Source organism: Serratia sp. B501 (genome assembly GCF_051172315.1).
Lineage (GTDB): Bacteria > Pseudomonadota > Gammaproteobacteria > Enterobacterales > Enterobacteriaceae > Serratia > Serratia ureilytica.
The window spans coordinates 1-23,981 of sequence record NZ_JBPIZB010000001.1; the positions used below are offsets into that span (position 1 = coordinate 1).

The 23,981-nt window shown below is 55.9% G+C and carries 26 protein-coding genes and 1 tRNA gene; 13 read left to right on the forward strand and 14 right to left on the reverse strand.

What is annotated here, in order from left to right; translation table 11 throughout:
* The 4 genes from ACSBQV_RS00005 to rmf all read left to right on the forward strand — a co-directional run.
* On the forward strand, window positions 1-236 hold a 236-nt coding region (locus tag ACSBQV_RS00005), incomplete at its 5' end, for a paraquat-inducible protein A (protein ID WP_195904478.1).
* Window positions 223-1,869 (forward strand): intermembrane transport protein PqiB, encoded by a 1,647-nt coding sequence (gene pqiB / locus ACSBQV_RS00010; RefSeq protein WP_434991382.1) that lies wholly within the window; start codon window positions 223-225, stop codon window positions 1,867-1,869. The genes ACSBQV_RS00005 and pqiB, both read left to right, overlap by 14 nt.
* Window positions 1,866-2,426, forward strand: a complete 561-nt coding sequence (gene pqiC / locus ACSBQV_RS00015) for a membrane integrity-associated transporter subunit PqiC (RefSeq protein ID WP_099789714.1) — start codon at window positions 1,866-1,868, stop codon at window positions 2,424-2,426. Before pqiB ends, pqiC begins: the two co-directional genes overlap by 4 nt.
* 270 nt (window positions 2,427-2,696) lie before the next feature.
* Window positions 2,697-2,867, forward strand: coding sequence for a ribosome modulation factor (gene rmf, locus ACSBQV_RS00020; RefSeq protein ID WP_004928150.1), 171 nt, complete (start codon window positions 2,697-2,699; stop codon window positions 2,865-2,867).
* 64 nt (window positions 2,868-2,931) lie between these two features.
* Here rmf and fabF read toward each other — a convergent pair whose 3' ends face one another.
* From fabF to ACSBQV_RS00040, 4 genes are all read right to left on the reverse strand, one after another.
* Window positions 2,932-4,209, reverse strand: a complete 1,278-nt coding sequence (gene fabF, locus ACSBQV_RS00025) for a beta-ketoacyl-ACP synthase II (RefSeq protein ID WP_099782779.1) — start codon at window positions 4,207-4,209, stop codon at window positions 2,932-2,934.
* Entirely contained in the window at window positions 4,206-4,733 is a 528-nt protein-coding gene (locus tag ACSBQV_RS00030) for a winged helix-turn-helix transcriptional regulator (RefSeq protein WP_033642590.1), read from the reverse strand. Before ACSBQV_RS00030 ends, fabF begins: the two co-directional genes overlap by 4 nt.
* Before the next feature lie 466 nt (window positions 4,734-5,199).
* On the reverse strand, window positions 5,200-5,718 hold the full coding sequence (gene fabA / locus ACSBQV_RS00035) for a bifunctional 3-hydroxydecanoyl-ACP dehydratase/trans-2-decenoyl-ACP isomerase (RefSeq protein WP_004928144.1): 519 nt from the start codon (window positions 5,716-5,718) through the stop codon (window positions 5,200-5,202).
* A gap of 68 nt (window positions 5,719-5,786) precedes the next feature.
* The gene (locus ACSBQV_RS00040; protein ID WP_071997787.1) at window positions 5,787-7,535 is read right to left on the reverse strand and encodes an AAA family ATPase; all 1,749 of its coding nucleotides are present in this window, start codon (window positions 7,533-7,535) and stop codon (window positions 5,787-5,789) included.
* Window positions 7,536-7,745: 210 nt separating this feature from the next.
* Here ACSBQV_RS00040 and matP point away from each other — a divergent pair, with 210 nt between their 5' ends.
* Window positions 7,746-8,204, forward strand: a complete 459-nt coding sequence (matP, locus tag ACSBQV_RS00045) for a macrodomain Ter protein MatP (protein WP_033642591.1) — start codon at window positions 7,746-7,748, stop codon at window positions 8,202-8,204.
* Window positions 8,205-8,305: 101 nt separating this feature from the next.
* On the opposite strand, the gene ompA is transcribed toward matP, so the two are convergent.
* Both ompA and sulA read right to left on the reverse strand, forming a co-directional pair.
* Window positions 8,306-9,385 carry a porin OmpA gene (gene ompA, locus ACSBQV_RS00050; RefSeq protein ID WP_033650775.1) on the reverse strand — a complete coding sequence of 360 codons (1,080 nt, stop codon included), beginning with the start codon at window positions 9,383-9,385 and terminating at the stop codon, window positions 8,306-8,308.
* A gap of 357 nt (window positions 9,386-9,742) precedes the next feature.
* A complete protein-coding gene (gene sulA / locus ACSBQV_RS00055; RefSeq protein ID WP_033642592.1) occupies window positions 9,743-10,249 on the reverse strand; it encodes an SOS-induced cell division inhibitor SulA in 507 nt (168 codons plus the stop codon).
* 229 nt (window positions 10,250-10,478) lie between these two features.
* On the opposite strand from sulA, the gene ACSBQV_RS00060 reads away from it, so the two are divergent.
* Entirely contained in the window at window positions 10,479-11,135 is a 657-nt protein-coding gene (locus tag ACSBQV_RS00060; RefSeq protein WP_033650692.1) for a TfoX/Sxy family DNA transformation protein, read from the forward strand.
* Window positions 11,136-11,139: 4 nt separating this feature from the next.
* Here the strand turns inward: ACSBQV_RS00060 and yccS are convergent, their stop codons facing one another.
* Entirely contained in the window at window positions 11,140-13,275 is a 2,136-nt protein-coding gene (yccS, locus tag ACSBQV_RS00065) for a YccS family putative transporter (RefSeq protein ID WP_042784133.1), read from the reverse strand.
* Window positions 13,276-13,301: 26 nt separating this feature from the next.
* Window positions 13,302-13,754 (reverse strand): YccF domain-containing protein, encoded by a 453-nt coding sequence (locus ACSBQV_RS00070; protein WP_025302313.1) that lies wholly within the window; start codon window positions 13,752-13,754, stop codon window positions 13,302-13,304.
* 166 nt (window positions 13,755-13,920) lie between these two features.
* On the opposite strand from ACSBQV_RS00070, the gene helD reads away from it, so the two are divergent.
* Window positions 13,921-15,975, forward strand: a complete 2,055-nt coding sequence (helD, locus tag ACSBQV_RS00075) for a DNA helicase IV (protein ID WP_033642595.1) — start codon at window positions 13,921-13,923, stop codon at window positions 15,973-15,975.
* 33 nt (window positions 15,976-16,008) lie between these two features.
* Here the strand turns inward: helD and ACSBQV_RS00080 are convergent, their stop codons facing one another.
* Window positions 16,009-16,467 carry a methylglyoxal synthase gene (locus ACSBQV_RS00080; protein ID WP_033642596.1) on the reverse strand — a complete coding sequence of 153 codons (459 nt, stop codon included), beginning with the start codon at window positions 16,465-16,467 and terminating at the stop codon, window positions 16,009-16,011.
* 120 nt (window positions 16,468-16,587) lie between these two features.
* Complete coding sequence (locus tag ACSBQV_RS00085) at window positions 16,588-17,253, reverse strand: DUF2057 family protein (RefSeq protein WP_099782773.1); 666 nt, start codon at window positions 17,251-17,253, stop codon at window positions 16,588-16,590.
* 256 nt (window positions 17,254-17,509) lie between these two features.
* On the opposite strand from ACSBQV_RS00085, the gene ACSBQV_RS00090 reads away from it, so the two are divergent.
* Window positions 17,510-17,923 (forward strand): CoA-binding protein, encoded by a 414-nt coding sequence (locus ACSBQV_RS00090; RefSeq protein ID WP_099782771.1) that lies wholly within the window; start codon window positions 17,510-17,512, stop codon window positions 17,921-17,923.
* Window positions 17,924-17,981: 58 nt separating this feature from the next.
* On the opposite strand, the gene hspQ is transcribed toward ACSBQV_RS00090, so the two are convergent.
* Both hspQ and rlmI read right to left on the reverse strand, forming a co-directional pair.
* Window positions 17,982-18,299 carry a heat shock protein HspQ gene (hspQ, locus tag ACSBQV_RS00095; RefSeq protein WP_004928104.1) on the reverse strand — a complete coding sequence of 106 codons (318 nt, stop codon included), beginning with the start codon at window positions 18,297-18,299 and terminating at the stop codon, window positions 17,982-17,984.
* A 60-nt stretch (window positions 18,300-18,359) separates the two neighbouring features.
* The gene (rlmI, locus tag ACSBQV_RS00100) at window positions 18,360-19,550 is read right to left on the reverse strand and encodes a 23S rRNA (cytosine(1962)-C(5))-methyltransferase RlmI (RefSeq protein ID WP_072627929.1); all 1,191 of its coding nucleotides are present in this window, start codon (window positions 19,548-19,550) and stop codon (window positions 18,360-18,362) included.
* 93 nt (window positions 19,551-19,643) lie between these two features.
* Between rlmI and yccX the strand changes: the two genes are divergently transcribed.
* A complete protein-coding gene (yccX, locus tag ACSBQV_RS00105) occupies window positions 19,644-19,922 on the forward strand; it encodes an acylphosphatase (RefSeq protein WP_042784138.1) in 279 nt (92 codons plus the stop codon).
* 34 nt (window positions 19,923-19,956) lie between these two features.
* On the opposite strand, the gene tusE is transcribed toward yccX, so the two are convergent.
* Both tusE and yccA read right to left on the reverse strand, forming a co-directional pair.
* Window positions 19,957-20,286, reverse strand: coding sequence for a sulfurtransferase TusE (gene tusE, locus ACSBQV_RS00110; RefSeq protein WP_033642601.1), 330 nt, complete (start codon window positions 20,284-20,286; stop codon window positions 19,957-19,959).
* Window positions 20,287-20,396: 110 nt separating this feature from the next.
* Window positions 20,397-21,056 (reverse strand): FtsH protease modulator YccA, encoded by a 660-nt coding sequence (yccA, locus tag ACSBQV_RS00115; RefSeq protein WP_033642602.1) that lies wholly within the window; start codon window positions 21,054-21,056, stop codon window positions 20,397-20,399.
* A 229-nt stretch (window positions 21,057-21,285) separates the two neighbouring features.
* Here yccA and ACSBQV_RS00120 point away from each other — a divergent pair.
* The 4 genes from ACSBQV_RS00120 (at window position 21,286) to ACSBQV_RS00135 (ending at window position 23,979) form a co-directional block, all read left to right on the forward strand.
* Window positions 21,286-21,373, forward strand: a tRNA-Ser gene (locus ACSBQV_RS00120).
* A 227-nt stretch (window positions 21,374-21,600) separates the two neighbouring features.
* A complete protein-coding gene (locus ACSBQV_RS00125; RefSeq protein ID WP_004928089.1) occupies window positions 21,601-21,813 on the forward strand; it encodes a hypothetical protein in 213 nt (70 codons plus the stop codon).
* An 819-nt stretch (window positions 21,814-22,632) separates the two neighbouring features.
* Window positions 22,633-23,229: a fimbrial protein gene (locus ACSBQV_RS00130; RefSeq protein WP_369795919.1), complete on the forward strand. Its 597-nt coding sequence runs from the start codon at window positions 22,633-22,635 to the stop codon at window positions 23,227-23,229.
* 54 nt (window positions 23,230-23,283) lie between these two features.
* Complete coding sequence (locus ACSBQV_RS00135) at window positions 23,284-23,979, forward strand: fimbrial biogenesis chaperone (RefSeq protein ID WP_099782769.1); 696 nt, start codon at window positions 23,284-23,286, stop codon at window positions 23,977-23,979.
* The last annotated feature ends 2 nt before the right edge of the window (window positions 23,980-23,981 follow it).

The window sequence follows — 23,981 nt, forward strand, 5'->3', positions numbered from 1 at the left end:
ATGAAGTGGTCGAATTCGTTGGTCGTTGGTCAATGATCGACGTGTTTGTGATCGCCGTGTTGTCGGCGTTGGTGCGAATGGGGCAGTTGATGAGCATTTATCCCGCGACGGGCGCCGTGCTGTTCGCACTGGTGGTGATCCTCACCATGTTCGCCGCCATGACATTTGATCCCCGGCTGACCTGGGATCGCGCAAGTGAAACAATCAACAAGGAGCCGCAAGGTGACGGAAAATAATCATAGCGTCGCGGACGTCGAGAAGATCAAACGCTGGTCGCCGGTGTGGATCATTCCCATCGTGACCGCGCTGATCGGCGCCTGGATCCTGTTTTACCACTTTAGCCATCAGGGGCCGGTGGTGACGCTGGTGACCACGACGGCGGAAGGGCTGGAAGCGGGTAAAACCAAAATCAAAAGCCGCAGCGTGGACGTCGGCGTGGTGGAAACCGTCACGTTGAGCGATGACCTGAGCAAGGTGATGGTGCAGGCGCGTCTCAATGCCGGCATGGAGAAATTGCTGCGCCAGGATTCCGCCTTCTGGGTGGTGAAGCCGCAGATCGGCCGTGAAGGCGTTTCCGGGCTGGGGACGCTGCTCTCCGGCGCCTATATCGAACTGCAGCCGGGCAACAAAGGCAAAGACGGCAAAGACCACTATCAGCTGCTCGATGCGCCGCCGCTGGCCTCTCCGGACGCCAAAGGGTTGCGCATCGTGCTGGACAGCGAGAAGTCAGGCCAGCTCAATGCCGGCGATCCGGTGCTGTTCCGCGGCTATCGCGTCGGGTCGGTGGAAACCAGCTACTTCGATCCTAAAGCGCGCGCCATGCGCTATCAGCTGTTCATCACTGCGCCTTACGATCAGTTGGTCACCACCAACGTGCGCTTCTGGAAAGACAGCGGCGTGGCGTTTGACATGTCGGCACAGGGCATGCGGGTGGAGATGGGCTCGTTGACCACGCTGTTTAGCGGCGGCGTCAGCTTCGATGTGCCGGACGGCTGGGATCGCGGTGAACAGGCGAAAGAGAAAGCGGAGTACCGGCTGTTCGACAACCAGCGCAGCACGCAGGATTCGCTGTATACCGTGCATAAAGACTACCTGCTGTTCTTCTCCGATTCGGTACGCGGCCTGCAGCCGGGCGCGCCGGTCGAGTTCCGCGGCATCCGTCTGGGGACGGTGGCGCAGGTGCCGTTCTATAAAGACGGCATGGCGCAGCGTCTGGATAACGACTACCGCATTCCGGTGCTGATCCGCATCGAGCCGGATCGCTTCCAGAAACAGCTGGGCGGCAACTTCGATATTGAAGGGCACTTGAAAGATGCGGAATCCCGCGGCATGCGCGCCTCGATGAAGTCCGCCAACCTGCTGACCGGTTCGCTGTACATCGATCTCGACTTCTATCCGCAGGAAAAACCGTGGAAAGGGCCGCGCGAGCTGTTCGGTTATCCGCTGATGCCGACCACCAGCGGCGGTCTGGCGCAGATCCAGCAGAAGCTGATGCAGACGTTGGATAAGATTAATTCGATGCCGATCAATCCGATGATCAGCGAAGCGACCAAGACGCTGGCAGAAAGCCAGAAAACCATGAAGTCGACGCAGCAGACCATGAAGTCGTTGAACGACATCATCGCCAGTAAAGAGATGCAGGCGCTGCCGCAGGACATGCAGAAAACGCTGCTGGAGCTGAACCGCAGCATGAAAGGGTTCCAGCCTGGTTCACCGGCTTACAACAAGATGGTGGGCGACATGCAGCGCCTCGATCAGGTGTTGCGTGAGCTGCAACCGGTGTTGCGCACCCTGAATGAGAAGAGCAACGCGCTGGTGTTTGAAGCCGCCGGCAGCAATGACCCTCAGCCGAAGAAGGCCACGAAATGATGAAATGGATCCCGGTAGCCCTGGCGCTGTTGCTCAGCGCCTGCAGCAGTTCGCCTCAGAAGACTTACTATCAGTTGCCGGCGCTGGGCGCGCCGGCCGCGGCCGGCAGCAGCGGCGCCTCCACGCGCCAGCTGTGGCTGGAGCACGTGAGCGTGGCGGATTATCTGGCGCAGAGCGGCGTGGTGTATCAGACCAACGACGTGCAGTATGTGATAGCCCAGAACAACCTGTGGGCCAGCCCGCTCGATCAGCAGCTGCAGCAAACGCTGGTCACCAACCTGAGCAGCGTGCTGCCGGGGTGGGTGGTCTCTTCGCAGCCGATGAGCAGCGATCAGGATGTGCTGAACGTGACCATCAGCGGCTTCCACGGCCGCTTTGACGGGAAAGCGATCATTCGCGGCGAGTGGGTGCTGAACCGCCAGGGACGTTTGATCAAAAGGCCTTTCAGCCTGGAGCTGAAACAGGGTGAAGACGGCTATGATGCCCTGGTGCGCACGCTGGCGCAGGGGTGGCAGCAGGAAGCCCAAGCTATCGCAGCACAGATGGGCGGCATTTAGTCATAATTTGGTCTAAAATCGTCTAATCCCTGTCGGCGTGAAAAGTCGTTTTTTCTCGCTGGCAGGGATTTCTATTTTATTTCAATTGGTTAACTCCTTCCTCTGCAGATCAGCCACTTAGCATTTTCCTCGGGCGTAGCTCACAAATATGACATTGGCGTGAATTTTGCGCATTGATCTTCTCTTCTTTTAGCGCTATTGATTACTCGTGGCTGCGCGAAAAGCAGCCATTGTTTTCTTTCCACCAGACCAAAATGAGGGAAACGAGGCATGAAGAGACAGAAACGCGATCGTCTGGAAAGGGCGCATTCGAGAGGGTATCAGGCAGGTATTTTAGGGCGTTCCAGGGAACATTGTCCCTACCAATCATCAGTGGACGCCCGGTCTCAATGGCTGGGAGGTTGGCGAGAAGCCATGGAAGACAGGGCTGTGACCGCTTAAGCGGCTCCCTGTCAAATAAAAGGAATAACCTCCGCCCCCTGGCGGAGGTTTTTGTTTCAGGCGCTTATTCATCCCGCCAGCGTTTCAACAAAATACTCGCATTCACGCCGCCAAAGCCGAAGCCGTTTGATAAGGCGTAGGTCATGTTCATCGATTCCGCCTGTCTCGCGACCAGATGCAAACCTGCCGCCGCCGGGTCGGGGTTATCCAGATTTAGCGTGGCAGGGGCTATCTGATCGCGCAGAGCCAAGGCGGTAAAGATGGTTTCCAGCCCGCCGGCGGCGCCCAGCAGGTGCCCCGTCGCTGATTTTGTTGAGGTCACGGCGACAGTCCCGGCCGTGCCAAACAGGTGTTTGATGGCGTTGATTTCGCCCAAATCTCCTACGGGTGTCGACGTCGCGTGCGCATTTAAATGCTGTACCTCCTCGGGAACGACGTTCGCCTGCTTCAACGCGATTTTCATCGCCCGATAGGCGCCGTTGCCGTCTTCAGCGCCGGATGTCATATGGTAGGCGTCGGCGCTGGTGCCATAGCCGACGATTTCCGCGAGCGGGGTGGCGCCGCGCGCCAGCGCGTGTTCCAGCGTTTCAATGACCAGCATGCCGGCGCCTTCCCCCATGACAAATCCGTCCCGGGCGCTGTCGAAGGGCCGAGAGGCCTGTTGCGCCAATTCGGCCGGAGCGGTGGACATGGCGCGCGCGGCGGCGAACCCGCCCAGGCTGACGGTATCTATAGCGGCTTCGGTACCGCCGCACACGGCGATATCGGCTTCATCATTGCGGATCATACGCACTGCGTCGCCAATGGCTTGCACGCCGGCGGCACAGGCGGTGACCGGCGCGCCAATCGGCCCCTTGAAGTGGTGTTTGATTGAAACGTGGCCGGCCGCCAGATTGACCAGGAATGAGGGGATGGTGAACGGCGACAGCCGCTTGGCGCCGCGGCTGTCGGTTGTGCGCACCGCCTGGGCAATCGCCGGGAAACCGCCAATACCCGAGGCAATGACGGTGGCTGTGCGCTCTTGTTTTTCGTCCGTATCGGCTATCCAGCCGGCCTGACGAATGGCTTCGTCCGCCGCCGCCATAGCAAACAGGATAAAGCGGTCCATTTTCTTTTGGTCCTTGGGGGCGACGGAGGCGTCGGGGTTGAAGCCCGCTTCAGCATCTTGCGCCAGCGCCGGGACTTGTCCTCCGACCTTGACCGGTAAATCTGCAACGATCTCGTCAGGCAACGCTCGAATGCCGGATTCTCCTTTTAACAAACGTTGCCAGATGGCTTCAACACCGCACCCTAGCGGTGAAACGGCGCCCATGCCGGTAATGACGATACGACGATTGCTCATGATGGCTCCTTGGTAAATTCGGGTAAATCGGCGAGGCGCCGCTGCCGCATCAGTTCGGCGCGTTGATGTATGCCGTCGCTTGCCGCCGGCCCTGGCGCCAGCGTAATGAACTGCGGCGGCACCGGCTGTTGGGTATCACGATTGACCAACTGGACTTGGATCGGCCGATCGTTGCGTCCGTCGACCAACAGGGCGCTGACGTCCCCGTCGGTCAGATGATTGTTGCCCCATTGTGAGAGCGCCGCCAACACCGGGAGAAAATCGTTGCCGCGCTCAGTAAGCAGGTAGTGATAGCGCACCGGCCGCGTTTGATAACGTTCTTTATACAGAATGCCGTGGGCCACCAAATCCTTCAGGCGACGCGCCAGTAGCGTGGGTGACATCCCCAGACTTTGTTGGAATTCGTCGAACCGGGACAGCCCCTGAAAAGCATCGCGAAGGATCAGGATGCTCCACCATTCCCCCACGCGATCCAATGCACGCGCTACGGGGCAAGGCGCGTCGCTAAAGCGGGTTTTTTGCATACCTTCCTCACTAAGTACAATAATTGTAGTTACTATGCTAGTCATGTTAGAGGATCTTGAGGGGCAAGAGAATAACCGGATGCAAAAAAACCGCTATCGCACTGATGCGGGTATTGAGGGAGGCCGCCTTTCAGGCTGCCTGTTGCTTTGGCCGCTTCGGGTAAGCATAGGGCAGAGAGCGGTGGGGGAAGACATTTCGGTTTCGGGCGATGAAATAAGGAGCACCCAGCGTCAATGCCAGCGTGATGCGATATTTCATATCGCCCGATAGCGCATCTTTGCTATCGGCCCTAACCCTCTTTGATGAGAACTGAATAATAAGATGATGCTAACGGCGGTTAAAAAGAGGGGCGGGAGTCTTTGAAAAGCCGGGAAAGGATAAAAGAAAGAAATGCCATCACGTCGAACGTGACGGCATGCGAAGAACGTTAGAGAGAAGGCAGTGGCCGCCTTCTCGTCAGCGTGATTAGAACGCGGTGGTATCTTTGAACAGGCCCACTTTCAGATCGGTGGCGGTATAGATCACTTCACCGTCAACCAGCACTTCGCCATCGGCGACGCCCATGATCAGCTTGCGGGTGATGACGCGTTTGAAGTTAATACGATAGGTTACCTTTTTCGCGGTCGGCAGCACCTGGCCGGTGAACTTGACTTCACCGACGCCCAGCGCGCGGCCTTTGCCTTCGCCACCGAGCCAACCGAGGTAGAAACCGACCAACTGCCACATCGCATCCAGGCCCAGGCAGCCCGGCATGACCGGATCGCCGATAAAGTGGCAACCGAAGAACCATAGGTCCGGATTAATATCCAGCTCCGCTTCCACATAACCTTTGTTGTGAGTCCCGCCGTCTTCGGTCATTTTGACCACGCGGTCCATCATCAACATGTTACCCGCCGGCAACGGTGGGCCACCGGCGCCGAACAGCTCGCCGCGGCCGGATGCTTCGAGGTCTTCTTTCGTATAGGAATCGCGTTTATCTACCATGTTCTCAGTAAGCCTTATTTTAATGAAGGACGCAGGTTAGCTAACACGTGTACGCTGAACAAGTCCGATCAGCCGTGGTTGAACCAGTTGAGCCAGCGTAGCGGCCATGGACGACGGCGTTCCTGCAGGCTCACCTGCGCAATCCGTTCCTGAATGGCCGCCAACAAATTCGGCTGTTGTTCGTCAGAGTAGAGGCAACCGGTGAGCAAAGGCAAGGCTTCCGCCGCGCTCTCTACCGCCCACAGGTGGAATTGCCCCTCGCGCACTGCGTCAACGACATCCTGACGCAGGCACAGGTGGCGCACGTTGGTCACGGGCAGTATGACGCCCTGTTTGCCCGTCAGGCCGCGGCGTAAACAAACCTCGAAGAAACCTTCGACCTTTTCGTTAACGCCCCCTATCGGCTGTACGTTGCCGAATTGGTCAACGGAGCCGGTGACGGCGATCTGTTGTGTGATCGGCTGCTGTGACAGGGCGCTGATCAGGGCGCACAGTTCAGCCAGCGAGGCGCTGTCGCCGTCCACTTCACCGTAAGATTGCTCAAAGACGATCGAGGCGGAGAAGGGCAGCTGCTGATCCAGGTCCAGTTCGGCGATCACGAACGCTTGCATGATCATCATACCTTTAGCGTGCAGGTTGCCGCCCAGCTCGGCCTTGCGTTCGACGTCGGTAAATTCGCCGTCGCCGAGATGCACAACGCAACTGATGCGCGACGGTTCGCCGAAGCTGCGTGGGTGGCCGGGATAATCCAGGACTGACAGGCCGTTGATTTGCCCAACCACTTCACCCTCGGTCTCGATCAGGATCTGACCCAGTTCGATCTCATCCTGCATACGCTCGGCGAGATAGCTTTCACGCCATTCGCGGGCATTCAATGCCGCTTCAAACGCTTTGGCCGTAATGCGGTCTTCTTCGGCATACAGTGCCGCTTCGGACAACTGCTGCCCAAGCCAAACCGGCGAGAGTGGCAGGATGCCCTGATCGCCACTATAACGCACCGCCTGAACGATCAGCGGCAGCCAGGCATCGGCCGCCAACATCGGTAACTGCCGCTCGGCGATCACACCGTTGACGTAGCCGCACCACTGCGCCATATCATCAACTTCAGTCAGTTGCAGATCGTCTTCATATTCGCCATAGACCGCTTGTTCACTCAGTTCTGGCTCGATATCGTGGAAATCGGCCAGGCCGTGGCGGTCGCCGACCACAATCAGCCGCAGGTCCAGCGGCATCGGCGGAATGGCGACCGGCAGCGGGCGGGTTTCGTCAGGCGAAACCCAATGGAACTGACGCTGGCCGATCATTTGCTTCAACCGCAGCCATAGCAACGGCTGGGCCAGCAGCGCCCGGGCTGACAGGATCAGAATACCGCCGTTGGCCTGGTGCACCAGACCGGGCTGCAGAGTTATGTCGCCATTGTGGATCCGCACGCAACCAAACAGCTGCTCCGGTTCAATCCACTCTTGGAACACGCAGGCACCGCCGGCAGCGAAAGGTTCATCGCCATGGCTGGCAGGCTCTACGCTGACCTTGCCATCCTGAATGACATAGTGGCTGCCGCGGCATGCCGTGTTTTGCGGCAGCAGCGGTTTGACGGCGTTAGCGATCAGTTCCAGGTATTCTCGCGTTTCTTGCGCTTTCAACAGCATGAATCGCGGCGGCGATTGGGGGTGACAAAATAGCGTCAGGGCATTTTCCAGCCGAGGCTGAATGGCGGAAAAGGGCACGGGTGCCAACTGAGCGGCGGTATCAAATATCGCCTGATAAGGCGTTACGTCCGGCAATAAAGATTGCCATTCAAGTCGGTTATTGGTCAAAGTGTTAGATGCAATCGTTAAAAAGGGAAAGGGCGATTATACAAGAATAACGGCAGCTTGATACATGTGGAGTGCCAGTTGGCATCAGGGAGTTTGACATCGCGCGATGACTGTGCAAAAAACAGTCTAAAAGACGGCTTAATTGCCGGGGAAATTCGGCGTAAAGCTGTTATGCTTATTTGAAGTTACGCGGTCACTGAAGAGCTCAAGATGAAATATCAGCAACTGGAAAATCTGGAGAGCGGTTGGAAATGGAAGTACCTGGTGAAGAAGCACCGGGAAGGGGAACTCATTACCCGCTACATTGAAAACAGCGCTGCTCAGGAAGCGGTTAACGAGCTGCTGAAGCTGGAAAATGAGCCGGTAAAGGTACTTGCATGGATTGCCGCTCATATGAATCCGGACCTGGATAACCGGATGAAACAAACGATCCGCGCCCGCCGCAAACGTCATTTTAACGCAGAACACCAGCATACGCGTAAAAAATCTATCGATCTGGAGTTTTTGGTTTGGCAACGCTTGGCTGCCCTGGCGCGTCGTCGCGGCGTGACGCTGTCGGAAACCGTCGTGCAGCTTATCGAAGATGCTGAGCGCAAAGAGAAGTATGCGAATCAGATGTCGTCGTTGAAAGAAGACCTGAAGGCGATTCTCGGCAAAGAACCTAAATAAACGGGGCAGAGCGCCTTCGTTGCACCAGGCCTTGAATGCTCTGACAAAAACAGGACGAAAAAAAACCCCGCATTGCGGGGTTTTTTATTAGGCGAGTAAACTTAGCCCTGAGGCTGAGTTACAACGTCTTTGATACCTTTAACTTCGATCTCTACGCGACGATCTGGTGCCAGGCAAGCGATCTGAGCTTTGGTAGCGCGGCCAGATTTGTAGCCACAGGTGTTGCCTGTAACTGGCTCTGCTTCACCCATACCACGTGCAGAGATTTTGTCTGACGGGATGCCTTTGGATACCAGGTAGTCAACAACGCTCTGTGCGCGTTTTTCAGACAGTTTCTGGTTGTACTGGTCAGAACCAACGGCGTCGGTGTAACCCAGAACCACTACGGAACCGTCTTTAGGATCCATGGAGCTCAGTTGGGTGTACAGCTGATCCAGAGCCTGCTGGCCTTCTGCTTTCAGAGTAGACTTGTTGAAGTTGAACAGCACGTCAGACTTCAGAGTGAAACGCTTGGTTTCAACAACTGGAGCCGGAGCTGGAGCTGGAGCAACTGGAGCAACTACGTCATCCTGACCGAAGCGGTAAGAAACGCCCAGGCTCAGCATGGTGTTGTCTGGACGCGCGCCAACGGTACCTGCATCACCGATGTTGCTTACGAACTGGTAGTCCAGGCGGGTAGCCCAGTTTTTGGTCAGTGCATATTCAACACCAACAGCAGCCAGCGGAGAAACGCCGGTGTCGTGGTCGCTCAGGCGAGTGCCGTTGCCGTAGTTAGCTTTGGAGTCTGCGCGCCATACCATACCACCCAGACGAGTGTAGATGTCCAGATCGTCAGCAATTGGGTAGCTCAGTTTAGCGGCCAGTTGAACGCCCTGCGCTTTGAAAGCACCGTTGTTCACGCTGCCTTTGTAAGGCATGCGGCCAAGCCAGTCATAGCCCAGTTCGAAGCCCAGGTATTGGTTTGCCTGGTAGCCCAGGAACGCGCCTGCACCCAGCTGATCTTTGTGGGTTGGACCGTTGCCGATACCGTTCTGGTAACCGTTGCCGTAGAAGCCAACGTCATGGTACTGGGACCAGCCCAGTTTAGCACCGGTGTACCAGGTGTTATCTTTTGGAGCGGCTTGCGCTACGGTAGCGAAACCTGCCAGTGCCACTGCTAATGCGATAGCTGTCTTTTTCATTTTGCGCCTCGTTATCATCCAAATAGGCAATGAGCTTTAAAGCTGTTTTAAGCCCTTGGTTAAATTCCTTCGCCAAGGTTTAAGCCCTCGTTTGTTACTCGCCAGTTTTTCTGACGTTATAGAGCAACCTTGGCGATGTAAAGTCTACAACGTGGCGCGAAAGTTACAAGTGTGATGTGATAAGGCTCTAAAAAAAAACGCAGAATCGTACATATTTGCTAACATTCTCAGCTCAAAAAAACGGCGATCAACAGGGCATTTTCCCTTGCCAAACCGCGGCTGGACTAGCTTTTTGCCTTATCCCGCAAAGGTTCCCTTTACGGGGTGCGAAAATGATGGGAAAAATCCTAAATTTACTTAATGATACAAAGAAGAGTGAATTTTTAGGGTAGAACACTGTCCGTGAGTCGGGCTAATGTCACGTTGTGGACGCATGATAAACCCGTATGCGTTACCCAATTCTGCCGCACGTCTTAATTTTAGACGATCCTCCTCCGTTAGCTCGGGCAACCAGCCGAGAACCACGCTGTAATTCCCCGTTTGCAGCGCTTTTTCCATTGCCTCAACCGTATTCACCGGGCTGATCTGGCTCAATTGCACCACTTTATCCACCGGCAGGCCGGATTGCTGCAGCCACTGTTTGCTTAATTTTTGCTGCGGCGTGAGCCACAGAAGCCAGCGAGACTGCTTGCCCAGTTGCTGCAGCAGGGGCAACAGCAGTTGAGCCACTGCGGGCTGGCGTTCGTTGTAAACAAGTTCACTGATCAAGCCATTCTCTTTGCCGACATCCGTGTTCTTCGCAACATTGCGCGTTGTATAAGAGCCATGGCCGAAATGAGGTTGGTAGAGTGATTGAGTACGCATAAAGTTCCCGCCCGTCGTGTTACTGTATGTTTATACAGTATCCCTGATTTAGGATAAGATCAACCCAAATTTTCGTAGCGGCTCGCATAATTGCGATCATTTTTTGTACCGATGGTTTTTGTGATTGGCAGGCGGGCGGATAGTGCGTATTTTTCTAATTAGTTGTTCACGTTACTTTTTTCATTGATGAGAGAAATAATACGGCCAGAACCTAAAAAGGAGGAACGCTATGAAAAGGATGTCGACGAGAAGAATCGCGCAGGCTAAAAATTGCTTTGCGGCATTGGGGGCCATCACGACTCGGTCGCAGTTCGGCGGTTACGGTCTGCTGGCTGAGGGCGTCATGTTTGCGGTGATAGCGGAGGGGGAGCTGTATTTGCGGGCTACGGCAAGCATGGAACCCGCCTTTCGCGCCCGCGGAATGGTCAATATGGTCTATTCCAAACGCGGTGTGCCCATTACCTTGCGCTATTACTGGGTTGACGAGTCGCTGTGGCGGGAACGCAACGAGCTGGTGGGGCTGGCCTGGCAAGCTGTCAGGGAGGCGCGCCGGGAGCAGCGGCTTAAGGCTGGCGATCACGGCCGACTGAAGGCATTGCCGAATATTGACGTCAATATGGAACGTCTGCTGTGGCGAGCGGGCATTCGCAACGCTTATGACCTGAGGCTGCATGGCGCCAAACGCAGCTATCTCCGTTTATTGAAACAGCAGACTAATTTGGGGCTACGAGTGCTGCTGTCGCTGGGCGGGGCGATAGCCGGTTATCATCAGGCGGCGTTGCCGGCCGAATTACGCAGCGAGTTAGTGCGTTGGTTCGATCATACGATGGCGATGCGCCGCCATGGGCATGAGCCGGTTATTCAGGGCCCATCGAACGGGCCCTGAATAGTTAGGCTGCCTTATTGATTTGGGCATGCAGCGCGGTGAGCTCCGGCAGCAGTTCGAGCACCAATCCCACCTGCTGCAAGACCAATTGCTCTTTGCTTTCAGGTTCCGGAACGGCTTTGCTGATGCGCTCCGCCAGCTGTTCCAACGCCTGCGCAATGCGCTGGCTGTTCCGTTCTTCCTGATGCAGGGCGCCGTCCACGTAACACACGGCGTCATTGAGCAGATCGAGCGTGGCCGGGGTGTTCAGCCGCTCGCGGTGCGCCCCCAATGCGGAGATATAGCTCAGGAGCGTGTGGTTCAGACAGAGCAAGCGGAAGGCGGCTTCCTGCAGCGCTTTGTCGGCCTTGGGATCGGCTGACATGTTGGAGATGACCGAAGCCAGTTCCGCATCGCTGTTATGGGCATCTCGTCGTGCAATGCGGTAAGCGAGGCCGTTATCCTTACCTTGATGATATTGCACCAAAATGGCGTCCAGATAGCGGCAGTTGGCATTCAGCGTTTTATCCACCACCGCCGGCAGTTGGCGGAACTTCCAGTCTGGCCAGATGAAGCTGACAGCCGCCCAGGCGATGGCGCATCCCAGCAAGGTATCGTAAACGCGCGGGGCGGCCACTTCGAATCCTTCACCCAACAGGTTAAAGCACAGCAACACCAGTAGCGTGATGAACATCGTCGCGTGGGCATATTGCACGGTGCGGAACGCGAAGAACAGGACGCCGGTGATGACGATCAACACCAGTTGCCCTTCTACGGAAGGCACGAAATAGAGGATTGGCAAGCCGATCAGGATACCTGCCAGAGTGCCGATGATGCGCAATGCCAGGCGCCGGCGGGTGGCGTTGTAGTTCGGTTGGCAGACGAACAGGCTGGTCAGCAGGATCCAGTAACCGTGCTGCATACCGGTGAACTGGATAAAGGCGTAACCGACGCACAGCACCGCCGACATACGGATCGCATGGCGGAACAGGGCCGACTGCGGCGTTAAATGGCGGCTGATGCGCAGCCGGATGTCGCTCCAACCGGTCAAGCGATCGTCGGCCAAGCTGTTCTCTTCCGCTTGTCCGCTCGCCAGCGTTTGCTCGGACTCGATATTGGCCAACTGAGCATCTATCGCATGCAGGTTTTTCAGCAGATGCGCCAGCGCCTTGGTCTGTTCGCTATTGCCCTGGGTTTCGGCGATGCGCGCCAACGCTTCCTGAATGCGGCTGAAAGCTGGCTCAAAACGCGGATTGTGCTGGTACTTTTGCCGCAGCAGGATAGATTGCGCCAACTGGCGGCAGGCGCGCGCCTGCATACTCAGCAAACGCTGGAAGCGGAACAAAATGTCGCTGTGACGGAATTGCCGGCTGAGCGCAGGGTATTGAACGTGAGAAGAACTGGCGCGCTCGTGGATATCCTGCGCGACAAAATAGTAGTGCAAGGTGCGACGGGTGCCGCGCTGGCCGCGATCGCCTTTCAGGCGTGTCAATAACGAGGCTTTGGTCTGGTTGAGTAACGCGACCAACGCGCTGTTGGCCATTGCGACGTCCATCCATGGCAGATCGGCGTCGCGTTCGGCGTCGGGATCGAACAGGTTGGCTTTGGCGTCCAGATAATTGGCCAGTTGATCGTAACAGCGCGCCAGGTTTTCTTGCAGCGGTCGGATCGGGAACAGCAGGTGGCCCGCCAGCGTCAGCAGGTTGTACCACAATGCACCGATCACCAGCAGCAGCGGTTGCTGATACCAGGCATCGTACATGGAAGTGCCGAGCATGGTGTAAACCGCGATCAGCAGCGCACCGAAGGCGATGGTGGCGTAACGTTGCCCCAAGGCGCCCAGCAGGATAAAACCGCAGGTCGAGGTGGTTAAGCCAAGCGCGAACAACCAAGGGTAGGGAAACAGCAGCTCAATCGAGGCGGAAGCAATAAAGAAGCATACCAACGTGATCAGCAGATTGCGTAATCTGCCGGCCAGGCGGTCGTCCAAATCAGTCAGGGCGGCTGCCACCACGCCCAGCGTTAACGGGATAGTCAGCTTGGGAATGCCGAGCCACCAGGGAACGGCGGTGGTGCCGATCAGCGCAATGAGGATGCGCAAGTGATACAGCAGGTTGCTGTTGTAAGTATAACGACGAACTGCGGGTGCAAAAGAGAGCACGAAAAACTCCTCAAACGGAGAAAAAATTAACGCTGTTGATAGTGGCGGCGAGCATTCTCAATACGGGCTTGCTGAGCCATTTCTACCGAGACGACGCGGCGTCCCACCGGCCACAGCGCGATGGCGGCTATTTTGAAATTGGCGATGCCGACCGGAATGCCGATGATTGAAACGCATTGCACGATACCGGCGGCGATGTGTGACAGACACAGCCACCAGCCGAACAGCACCAGCCAGATAATGTTGAGCAGTGAGCCGCCGGCGGAGAGCAGCGCATTGCTTTTTTCCGGATACAGTTCATCGACGTGTATCGCTTCGTTGCCGAACGGCACCAGCGACAGCTTGGTGATTTCCCAACAGGAGCGGGTAAGCGGCAGTGTGATGACAAGCAGCACGCTGAACACTGTAGCAATAAGCCAGCCTAGCGTGGTGAAGAAACCGCCCAACACAAAATTAAGAATATTCAGTACAGTACGCATAGACGTCATTCTGCTCTAATGATAGCCAAACCGCGATGCGGGCGTATTCACGATAAAAACGCAAAATCTATTCTACCCTTTTTTTAGCGCTAGAGTGCCACTGCTTATCGCAGGTAAACTGGCAGATATCCGTTATTTAATCTCAACATAGTCATGGCGCGACGATATGGAACTTAAAGCGACATCGCTGGGGAAACACCTGGCTCAGCACCCTTATAACCGCGTGCGGTTGCTGCACGCCGGCGTTGAGGTGAGCGGGGAAAAACATGAATACCTGATCCCCTTCAATCAACTGATTCAGGTCAGGTGCAAGCGTGGCATCGTCTGGGGCGAGCTGGAATTTGAATTACCGGACGAAAAAGTGGTGCGGTTGCACGGCACCGAATGGCAGGAAACGCAGCGTTTTTATCACTTTCTGCAGCAGGCGTGGCAGCAGTGGAGCGCCGAGATGAGCGACGTCAGCGCCGGCGTGTTGCAACAGCAGGTGGCGCAGATTAAGCGCATTGAACAACAAGATAAATGGTTCAAAAAGTCTGAGCTGGGCAAGCTGCAGCAGCAAATTCGCGAGGCTTTCTCCGCGCTACCGATGCCGGTGGCGCGCCTGGAGGAATTCGATAACTGCCGGGCTGATTACCATCTGTGTTTGCAATGGTTGCAGCAGGGGGAGCGCAGTATCGAGCAACGCAACCGGCAGTGGACCGAGCGCATGCTGGATCAACACCATGATTTCTTCCAGACCGTCGAGAGTTCGCCGCTCAACGACGCCCAGAGCCGGGCGGTGGTCAATGGCGAGGATTCCGTGCTGGTGTTGGCCGGCGCCGGCAGCGGCAAAACGTCGGTGCTGGTGGCGCGCGCCGGCTGGCTGCTGCGTCGTCAGGAGGCTGAGCCGGGTCAAATCTTGCTGTTGGCGTTCGGCCGTCAGGCCGCCGGCGAGATGAACGACCGCATCAAAGAACGTTTGGGTGATGTCGGTATTCAGGCCAAGACCTTCCATGCCTTGGCGCTGCAAATCATTCAACAAGGCAGCCGCAAAGCGCCGGCCATCAGCCGGTTGGAAACCGATGCCAAAGCGCGCAAAGAGCTGCTGATTACCCATTGGCGCCAACAGTGCGCGGAGAAGAAAGCGCAGGCCAAGGGGTGGCGTCAATGGTTGACCGAAGAGCTGGAATGGGAAGTGCCGGAAGGCGACTTCTGGCAGGATAAGCGCCTGGCGGATCGCCTGGCAAGCCGGTTGGAACGCTGGTTGGGGCTGATGCGCATGCATGGCGGCAGCCAGGCGGAAATGATCGAGCAGGCGGATGAAGAAATCCGCGATCTGTTTTCAAAACGCATCAGGCTGATGGCGCCGCTGCTGAAAGCCTGGAAAAGCGCCTTGAAAGAGGAAGGGGCGGTGGACTTCTCCGGCCTTATCCATCAGGCGGTCAACATTCTCGACAAGGGGCGCTTCGTCAGCCCGTGGAAACATATTCTGGTCGACGAGTTTCAGGATATCTCACCGCAGCGTGCGCTCTTGCTGGCGGCATTGCGCCGACAGAACAAGCAGACCTGCCTGTTTGCTGTAGGGGATGACTGGCAGGCGATTTATCGCTTCAGCGGCGCAGAACTGACGTTAACCACGGCCTTCGCCACGAACTTCGGCGAAGGCGCGCAGTGCGCACTGGATACCACCTATCGTTTCAATGAACGCATCGGCGAGGTGGCCAACCGGTTCGTGCAGCAGAACCCGCACCAGCTGAAAAAACCGCTCAATAGCCTGAGCAAGGGCAATAAAAAGTCGGTGACGATCCTGCCGCACGAGCAGTTGGAGCCGCTACTGGACAAGCTGAGCGGCTACGCCAAGCCGGATGAGCGCATCCTGGTGCTGGCGCGTTACCACCATCTGAAACCGGAAGCGCTGGCGAAAGCGGCCACCCGCTGGCCAAAGCTGGATCTGGAGTTTATGACCATCCACGCCAGCAAGGGGCAGCAGGCGGAATACGTCATCATCGCCGGTTTGCATGAGGGGCGTGACGGCTTCCCCGCCGTGGCGCGCGAGTCGGTGTTGGAAGAGGTGTTACTGCCGCAGCCGGAGGACTTTCCGGATGCTGAAGAGCGCCGTCTGCTGTATGTCGCGTTGACTCGCGCCAAACATCAGGTATGGCTGTTGCAGGATCGTGAACGTCCTTCGGTGTTCGTCGACCACCTGCGTGAGCTTGGCGTTCCGGTGCAGAAAAAACCGTAAGCAGCTGGCCTGGCGGTAGCCAGGCCGAAAGGACTATTTCAGGCGGTCTTGCAGGTAACGCTGATAGTCGGGGATGGCGATCGCCACCTCGCTTTTGAACAGCGGAGAGTCAATCAAAAAATCAGCGGTCGAACGGTTGGTCGCTACCGGAATATTCCAGACGGTCGCCAGCCGCAGCAGCGCCTTCACGTCCGGATCGTGAGGAACCGCGTTCAGCGGATCCCAGAAGAAGATCAGCATGTCTATCTTGCCTTCCGCAATCAGTGCGCCGACTTGCTGATCGCCACCCATTGGGCCGCTCAGCATGCTGGTGACGGGAATGCCGCTGGCACGCTGGATCAGGTTGCCGGTGGTGCCGGTGGCGTACAACTGGTGCTGCGCCAGAATGGTCTTGTGGCTTTCAACCCATTCCAGCAGGGCCTGTTTGCGGTGATCGTGCGCCACCAGCGCAATGTGTTTGCGCTCGGCGATAGTGCGGGTGGTCAATTCCATCTCAGTGTCCTTCGCTAATCGGGGATGTGCGACAGATTACTGAAACTGTTTTTCACTGCCTAGCGTTTGCAGCTGAAAATGCGAAGAAAAGGCGCCTTTGCGGCTAAGGCGCCGGAGGGATCAGCGAACCGGTTGTTTGTTGGCCCAGTGCAGGAAGCGCTTCTGGGTTTCCTTGTCCGCCTGTTGGAACCAGTATTGCAGCATCTGTTCCGACACGTTTTCACCTTTCAGCGTCACCGTCGGGGCATTCACCGGTGCGCCGGCCGGCAGGGAGGCTGTTGTGTTGCCTGCGTTCGGCTGGACGAAAAGCGGGACGGAAGCCGGGCGGTTTTGGCGGTTGTAATCCGTCATCACCTTTTCCAAATCGGCATTGAAGGTGACGCTGTCGGGATGCAGCACATCATGCTGGAACGGCAGGGCATTACCCTCTTTATCCACTACCCGATAGTTCAGCGTTTTATCGAAGCGTTGCGCGTCACGATCGTTCTCGATGCGCGGCAGTTCGATCGCCACCTGACTGATCTTTTGCGTATTGAAGGTGGCAACCAGCGGCAGGGACGCATAGGCCTGCGTATGCTGGCCGGAACGTACGGTTTTGGTCACTTTAAACAGCAGCTGGTGCTGTCCGCCATCCAGTTCAAGGCTGTCGGCGCCTTTTAACAACGAACCTGTCATTTTCTTGCCGTCGACCACCAGCAGATCGATGTCCGGGGAGAGTTTCAGGGTCGTAGCCGCGGCAGGCATGCTGATGCTGAGCAACGCCGCAACCACCAGACCAAATTTCATCATTATCTCCTTATAAAGTGACGTAGCTCTAAGTGTTGAACATGGCATAGGTTGTGTCAAAATTTTTCAATCGGGTATTTTATTTACATTTTTACATATTTATTTGTAATTAGACACGTCTGTGCGTGGCTGAACCGCGACAGCCTCAGACCATAAGATTACGCTGAAGTTTCCTGCGCGTAGCGTTTAGCTGCGCGAATGCCGATCGGTTACACTCGAAACGGAAGAGTGACGCAGTGATAAACGGGAGTTGAAGATGCAAGATCAAGAGATTGTTGAGTTATTGCAGCAGGTGAAAACCATCGCGCTGGTGGGCGCCAGCGATAACCCGTCGCGGCCCAGCTATGGGGTGATGGCTTATCTGTTGTCGCAGGGATATCAGGTGATCCCGGTGAGCCCAAAACTGGCGGGGCAGACGCTGTTGGGGCAGCCGGTTTATGCCACGCTGACCGCCATCCCGCAGCCGGTCGATATGGTCGACGTTTTTCGCAATTCGGAGGCAGCCTACGGCGTGGCGCAAGAGGTGATAGCGATCGGTGCCAAGGCGCTGTGGTTGCAGATCGGCGTGATTAATGACCAGGCGGCAGTGCTGGCGCAACAGGCCGGGCTGCAGGTGGTGATGGATCGCTGCCCGAAAATCGAAATCCCGCGTTTGGGGCTGGAGCGCTAAATAAAAAGAGCCCGGCGCGATGCCGGGCTCTTTCAGGGTTTCTCAGGTCTTGGCGCGGTCAATTGCGCAAGCGTGGCGCCTGTAACTGGTGACGGATGGATTCCGCCAGTTCATCCAGCGATGGTTGCTCGGGATGCGCTTCCTGGGGCTCGCCATCCAGCTGCGCTTCCGCCAGATAGGTATGCACCGGTTGGCCTTCCTCGTCTTCCATCACCACGTGGTACCAAGGAGCGGAACGCAGTTCATCGTTCGCCGCTATCTCGTCAGCTTTGGGTTGTTCCAAAGAGTATTCAGGGTCGATATCGATAACGACGCCCAAATACCCCAGCAGTTTATGCCTAACCTGTTGTCCGATACCGAATTTGCTGGCAATCATGATGACCTCCTGAGAAACAATGCCTTGCTCATATATGGGGGCAAGGCAGCGCATTTCAAGTTACATCACCCGACAAGCGAAGCCTTTCAGATACAGCCCCTCAGGGTACGTGGCGATCACCGGGTGATCGGCAGCCTGGCGGAACTGTTCTATAAATTGTACATCACGTCCGGCATCTACAGCGGCGTCGGCCAAAATTTTCTGGAACAGATCGGTCGGCATCAGCCCGGAGCAAGAGAAGCTGAGCAGAATGCCGCCCGGGTTCAGCAGCTGCAGCGCCAGCATATTAATGTCTTTGTAGCCACGGCAGGCGCTGGCCAGCTGGTTTTTGTTCTCGACGAACTTCGGCGGATCCATGATGATCAGATCGAATTTCTCGCCCTGGGCGCGGTAGTTGCGCAGCAGTTGGAACACGTCATCGCGAACGAACTCTGCCTTGTTCAGCTCCAACTTGTTGAGCTCGACGTTCTGTCTGGCGATATCCAGCGCCGCCTGCGAGGTATCTACACTGATCACCTGCGCGCAGCCGCCCATCAGAGCGGAAACGGCGAAGGCGCCGGTGTAGGAGAAGCAGTTCAGCACCCGGCGGCCGGCAGAGTAGTTACGCGCCGCCAGGCGGCTGTCGCGCTGATCGAGATAGAAACCGGTCTTGTGCCCTTGCTGAATGTCCACCAGCAGTTTCATGCCGTGTTCGGTGATCGGCAGCAGCTCCGGCGGCAGATCGCCCAGCACCGGACCCTGCGCCAGCGGCAGGCCTTCTTTTTTACGCACCGCCACGTCGGAACGGTCGTAAATTGAACATTCCGGGTAACAATGCTGCAGAGCGGAAAGCAGAGCCGGGCGCTGATATTCGGCGCCGGCGGACAGCAGCTGCAGCACCAGGAAATTCTGGAAGCGATCGATAGTGATGCCCGGCAGGCCGTCGGATTCGCCGGCGATCAGGCGGTATCCGTCCAGGCCGTCGCGCTGCGCGACCCAATCACGCCAGCTTTGCGCTTGCTGCAGGCGGCGAATGAAGAAATCGATGTTAATCTCTTCATCCTGCTGGAAAGTCCAGACGCGTGCGCGGATCTGCGACTCGGGCGAATAGGCGCCGCGAGCCAGCCATTTGCCCTGGCTGTCGAGAATATCGATGGTTTCACCGGAGAGCGCTTTGCCCTCGACGCGTTGAACGGCGCCGGAGAATACCCAAGGGTGACGACGGAGTAAGGACTTTTCACGTCCTTTGGCGAGAAACAGGCGTACGGTCATAATTAATAATGCTGCCAGCTAGGATAGAAAGAGTGACACGGCGGTGCAAAGGCACGGCAATGCCATAACGAAAACTGAATTAAGGGGGCGATTATGACACAAGTTTGCATTGCTGCGTATGTGTATGGCGTGGTGCAGGGGGTAGGGTTTCGCTATTCCACTCAGCGGCAGGCTGAGGCGCTGGGGGTGACGGGCTATGCGCGCAACCTTGATGACGGCAGCGTTCAGGTGGTGGCCTGCGGCACACAGGCGCAGGTGGACTCGCTGGTCGCATGGCTGAAGCAGGGCGGCCCGCGCAGCGCGCGCGTCGAACGCGTGCTGGTGGAGCCGCAGGGCGTGACCGACTACGACGGGTTCGGCATTCGCTATTAAGTGCTCGCCTGCAGCGGCGCTGCGGGCGGAGCGGTCAGATGCATTTTACCGGTTTGGGCAACCCGGCGATCTTGGTGGCCTGTTTGGCCGGCCCTTTCGGGAACAGGCGGTACAGATAGCGGCTGTTGCCTTTTTCTTCGCCGTATTTCTGCGCCATGGCTTTGACCAGCATGCGAATAGCCGGTGAGGTATTGAATTCCTGATAGAAGTCGCGCACAAAGCGCACCACTTCCCAGTGTGCTTCGGTGAGCACGATCTCTTCCTGCGCGGCCAGCAGCGGCGCCAGGCCTTCATGCCAGTCGGCGCTGTTTTTCAGATAGCCCTGCGCGTCAGTGTCGATAACCCGACCTTCAAACTCCAACATACTGCCTCGATAACGGATAATTCGGAACGGCCGCCAGTTTAGCAAATTTTTTCAGCCGCAAAAAATAAAGCCCCGCCGGAGCGGGGCCTGGAAGGCGGGGTAACACGCGATCAGTTGCTGCGGGCGAAGCCCAGAATGCTCAACAGGCTGATGAACATGTTGTACAGCGACACGTACAGGCTGACGGTGGCGCGAATGTAGTTGGTCTCGCCGCCGTGAATGATGTTGCTGGTTTCCCACAGGATCGCGCCGGCGGAGAACAGAATGAACAGCGCGCTGATCGCCAGGTGCAGAGCAGGGATCTGCAGGAACAGGTTGGCGATCACCGCCACCAGCAGCACCACAAAACCGGCCATCATCATGCCGGACAGGAACGACATGTCTTTACGGGTGGTCAGCACGTAGGCCGAGCAGCAGAAGAACACCGCGGCGGTGCCGCCCAGCGCCAGCATGATCAGATCGCCCGCGCCGGCGTTCAGGAACGAGCTGAGGATCGGGCCGAGCGCATACCCCATGAAACCGGTCAGCGCGAACGCCGCCAGAATGCCTGCCGGGCTGTTGGCCAGTTTATGCGTCAGGAACATCAGCCCGTAGAAGCCAACCAGCATCAGCAGCAAGCCCGGCGCAGGCAGGCCCAGCAGGGTACTGGCGGTTGCGGTCAGCGCCGAGAAAGCCAGCGTCAGGGATAACAGGAAATAGGTGTTGCGCAGGACTTTATGCGTGCTGAGCAGGGAGTCGCGCGAGGAAGACGAGACGACAATGCGGTCCATAATGATCTCTCTTATCAGGCCATCACAAAATAATCCCGATGATAGGCAGCGCAAGCGCTTGATTAAAGTTTGTTTACCAATCTTTACCCTTAGTTATCATTGTTGCAACAGCGGGGGGAGCGGCCACGCGTTTGTTCGCCGGCTTGCATCATTCCGTCGATTTTTCGCGCGGTTGAACGCGCCTGGGCTTTACAAGCGAATAAGCTCTGTTTATAGTGCGCGTCGTTGCGGAGGGGTGGCCGAGTGGCTGAAGGCAACGGTCTTGAAAACCGTCGACGGGAAACCGTTCCAGAGTTCGAATCTCTGCTCCTCCGCCATACATTCTGACCCCGCGCTCTTAGAGCGCGGGGTTTTTTGCTTTTGCGTGCTGAGAACTTGACGGTCGCCCGCAGGAAACGCGAACGGCTATTGATAAGGGCTACGCATCGGTGAGATTATGCGGTCATCAAGGCAGGCTGCTCGGATGCCTGCTGCTGTCAGGCGTGACCGGCACGATAATTAACGCCGCCTTATCGATTTTGCTTAATACTCTTAGGAGACAGAGATGAACTGGTATCAAGTCGCCCTATGGACCATGATTTTTCTCAAGTCCGGCGCTTTCCTGGTGTTCGTATGGTGGTGGATGTTCAAACGTGCGACCAAACCCTATGAGCGTCCGAAAGACGTCGTGGTCGACGAGACGCCGTATGACGATAGCCTTACGATGGAAGAGGTGATGAAGAATCACGGCATCGTACGGACTGAAAAGCCGCTCTGATCGTCGAATGTCTGTGTTGCTATCAACCCGAGCCTGTGGCGCTCGGGTTTTTTATTCCCGCCGTTACTCGCGATGCATCCCTTTTCCCCTATCTTGTTTGACCCCTGTAGCGATTATTTAAATGAATTATCTTTCAGTATATTTTTTAATATACTTTAAAGGTGGGTTTTATATTGATAGGGAAAGATATATTTTTCTCTGAAAAATTCATCCTTATCGACTGAGCAAAGAAAAATTCGGACGCTGTTTCTTGTGTGTCTGAATATTCATGTGCAGAGAGTATCGCATTTCCGGGCTACTCCTATAGCGGTAGGTCGGATAATTTTTAAGGTAGGGGAAAAGTAAACCTTACGTGGAGGGATGAGGAGGGTTAAGGAATCTAAGATTTTTCTTTGTGTGTTTTTTCTTTTTATATCAATGGCTTTTTGTTTTTTTATGCCACAAGCGCTTTTATGAGGAAATGGCGGCCCTCATTTAACCCGCGCAGTAAGCAGCCTGCCGTACTCACTCTTTTAAGGCACACATCCTTCCGGTCATTGCTCGATTCATTTTTTTATTGTCATGAAAATTATTTGATTCGATGTTGCAATTTTTTTGTCTTTGGAATTAATATGTCCTGCATCTGGCGGTGAATGAGATTTTTCCCATTGTCGGATATCTTTTAGAATACACTTGGATATATATAAATATATACCGTCGCATATAAACTTTTAGATGGCAGGATGCTGTCAATACTCTGCTATTGCCTAAGCTTCGTTAGCCTCTAAACGGTTTAATGGTGTAGGTCATTTTATATATGCTCTCTCAGCGAAGAAAGTAATGGGGTTTATTATGATTAAGCAAGGCATCTCTTTGGCGGTATTGGCTGCCGCGTTAACATCTGTGGGCGCAACGGCGGCAGATAATTCCGCCGGTGGCGTTATTTCGTTTAGCGGTGCCGTTACGGATACCACTTGTACCATCAATGGCGGGAAAAGCGCCGATTTTACCGTTGCGCTCAGCCCGATTTCCGTGACTGATGCGGGCACCGTGGTCGGCCCCATCACCAAAAACAAGAAATCTTTCTCGCTGACGTTCTCCGGCTGCACGCCGGCGGCGGGAACGGCCGGTACGCCGCTGAAGATCTACTTCTCTTCGGCGAATAATATCTCTACCGACGGGAAATATCTGCTGAACAGCTCCGTGAATGAAAGCGACGCCGCCGTAGCGAAAAACGTCGGTTTTTCTCTGGCTGAGCCGGGTTCATCCACGCCGATTCCGTTGAACGTGCCTTATGTCACCAAGATCAAAGGCGATAAAACGGCGCCAGATGCCGAAACGCTGACGCTGGACGCCTATTACTACAAGACCAATGCGTTGGCGGCAAAAGTGGGGGAATTGAGTTCCAACGTGACTTACACCATTTCTTACCTGTAATTGCAATTAAGCCAGGCCTGCGCCCAAGGCAAAGGCCTGGCTTCTGGGGTGACTATGAAACAGTGCTTAATCTTTGCTGGATTGTTTCTCAGCAGCTTTTGCGCCGATGCCAATATTGTAATTAATGGAACGCGCGTTATTTATCCGGAAAAAAACAAGGATGTTATCGTTCAGTTAGTCAACAATGGTGACGATCCGGCACTGGTGCAGGCATGGATTGATGACGGTGATATAAACTCGACGCCTGAAACGGCAAACGTGCCGTTCTTGTTATCCCCGCCGGTTGTGAAAGTTGCCGGAAATAATGGCCAGCAATTACGCATACAAAAAATGAACGCGGCGCTTCCCGGCGATCGTGAGTCGGTATTTTATTTGAATGTGCTGGATATCCCGCCTACGCCGGAGAATTTGCAGGGCGTCAATACGCTGCAATTAGCCATCAAATCACGCATCAAGCTATTTTATCGCCCGGCAGGGTTAGCCGGCAGTGTCAATAACATCACCGACTTCATTGAACTCCAGGCGGCGGGGAAGGGATTTAAGGTTATCAACAAAGGCCCTTACTATTTTACGTTGGCCAATGTTGATCAGAAAGGCAAAAAGAATCTGTTGGTCGATTCAGTGATGGTCGGGCCATATTCCAGCCTCTTTGCCCCGACCAAAGTTGGCGTGAGCCGGAATATTCCCTACACCCTGCTCTATATCGACGACCTGGGGGCTTATAAATCTAAAGCCATTACAGCCCGCTAACG

What these genes read in the sequence shown, in the direction of transcription:
- ACSBQV_RS00130 (WP_369795919.1), top strand. Translation starts at nt 22,633, where the DNA reads ATGGGGTTTATTATGATTAAGCAAGGCATCTCTTTGGCGGTATTGGCT.
- hspQ (WP_004928104.1), bottom strand. Translation starts at nt 18,299, where the DNA reads ATGATTGCCAGCAAATTCGGTATCGGACAACAGGTTAGGCATAAACTG.
- fabA (WP_004928144.1), bottom strand. Translation starts at nt 5,718, where the DNA reads ATGGTAGATAAACGCGATTCCTATACGAAAGAAGACCTCGAAGCATCC.
- ACSBQV_RS00070 (WP_025302313.1), bottom strand. Translation starts at nt 13,754, where the DNA reads ATGCGTACTGTACTGAATATTCTTAATTTTGTGTTGGGCGGTTTCTTC.
- rmf (WP_004928150.1), top strand. Translation starts at nt 2,697, where the DNA reads ATGAAGAGACAGAAACGCGATCGTCTGGAAAGGGCGCATTCGAGAGGG.
- tusE (WP_033642601.1), bottom strand. Translation starts at nt 20,286, where the DNA reads ATGTTGGAGTTTGAAGGTCGGGTTATCGACACTGACGCGCAGGGCTAT.
- ACSBQV_RS00085 (WP_099782773.1), bottom strand. Translation starts at nt 17,253, where the DNA reads ATGAAATTTGGTCTGGTGGTTGCGGCGTTGCTCAGCATCAGCATGCCT.
- ACSBQV_RS00090 (WP_099782771.1), top strand. Translation starts at nt 17,510, where the DNA reads ATGCAAGATCAAGAGATTGTTGAGTTATTGCAGCAGGTGAAAACCATC.
- rlmI (WP_072627929.1), bottom strand. Translation starts at nt 19,550, where the DNA reads ATGACCGTACGCCTGTTTCTCGCCAAAGGACGTGAAAAGTCCTTACTC.
- helD (WP_033642595.1), top strand. Translation starts at nt 13,921, where the DNA reads ATGGAACTTAAAGCGACATCGCTGGGGAAACACCTGGCTCAGCACCCT.
- ACSBQV_RS00030 (WP_033642590.1), bottom strand. Translation starts at nt 4,733, where the DNA reads ATGCAAAAAACCCGCTTTAGCGACGCGCCTTGCCCCGTAGCGCGTGCA.
- matP (WP_033642591.1), top strand. Translation starts at nt 7,746, where the DNA reads ATGAAATATCAGCAACTGGAAAATCTGGAGAGCGGTTGGAAATGGAAG.
- ACSBQV_RS00125 (WP_004928089.1), top strand. Translation starts at nt 21,601, where the DNA reads ATGAACTGGTATCAAGTCGCCCTATGGACCATGATTTTTCTCAAGTCC.
- ACSBQV_RS00080 (WP_033642596.1), bottom strand. Translation starts at nt 16,467, where the DNA reads ATGGAATTGACCACCCGCACTATCGCCGAGCGCAAACACATTGCGCTG.
- pqiC (WP_099789714.1), top strand. Translation starts at nt 1,866, where the DNA reads ATGATGAAATGGATCCCGGTAGCCCTGGCGCTGTTGCTCAGCGCCTGC.
- sulA (WP_033642592.1), bottom strand. Translation starts at nt 10,249, where the DNA reads ATGCGTACTCAATCACTCTACCAACCTCATTTCGGCCATGGCTCTTAT.
- ACSBQV_RS00060 (WP_033650692.1), top strand. Translation starts at nt 10,479, where the DNA reads ATGAAAAGGATGTCGACGAGAAGAATCGCGCAGGCTAAAAATTGCTTT.
- ACSBQV_RS00135 (WP_099782769.1), top strand. Translation starts at nt 23,284, where the DNA reads ATGAAACAGTGCTTAATCTTTGCTGGATTGTTTCTCAGCAGCTTTTGC.
- yccX (WP_042784138.1), top strand. Translation starts at nt 19,644, where the DNA reads ATGACACAAGTTTGCATTGCTGCGTATGTGTATGGCGTGGTGCAGGGG.
- fabF (WP_099782779.1), bottom strand. Translation starts at nt 4,209, where the DNA reads ATGAGCAATCGTCGTATCGTCATTACCGGCATGGGCGCCGTTTCACCG.
- yccA (WP_033642602.1), bottom strand. Translation starts at nt 21,056, where the DNA reads ATGGACCGCATTGTCGTCTCGTCTTCCTCGCGCGACTCCCTGCTCAGC.
- ompA (WP_033650775.1), bottom strand. Translation starts at nt 9,385, where the DNA reads ATGAAAAAGACAGCTATCGCATTAGCAGTGGCACTGGCAGGTTTCGCT.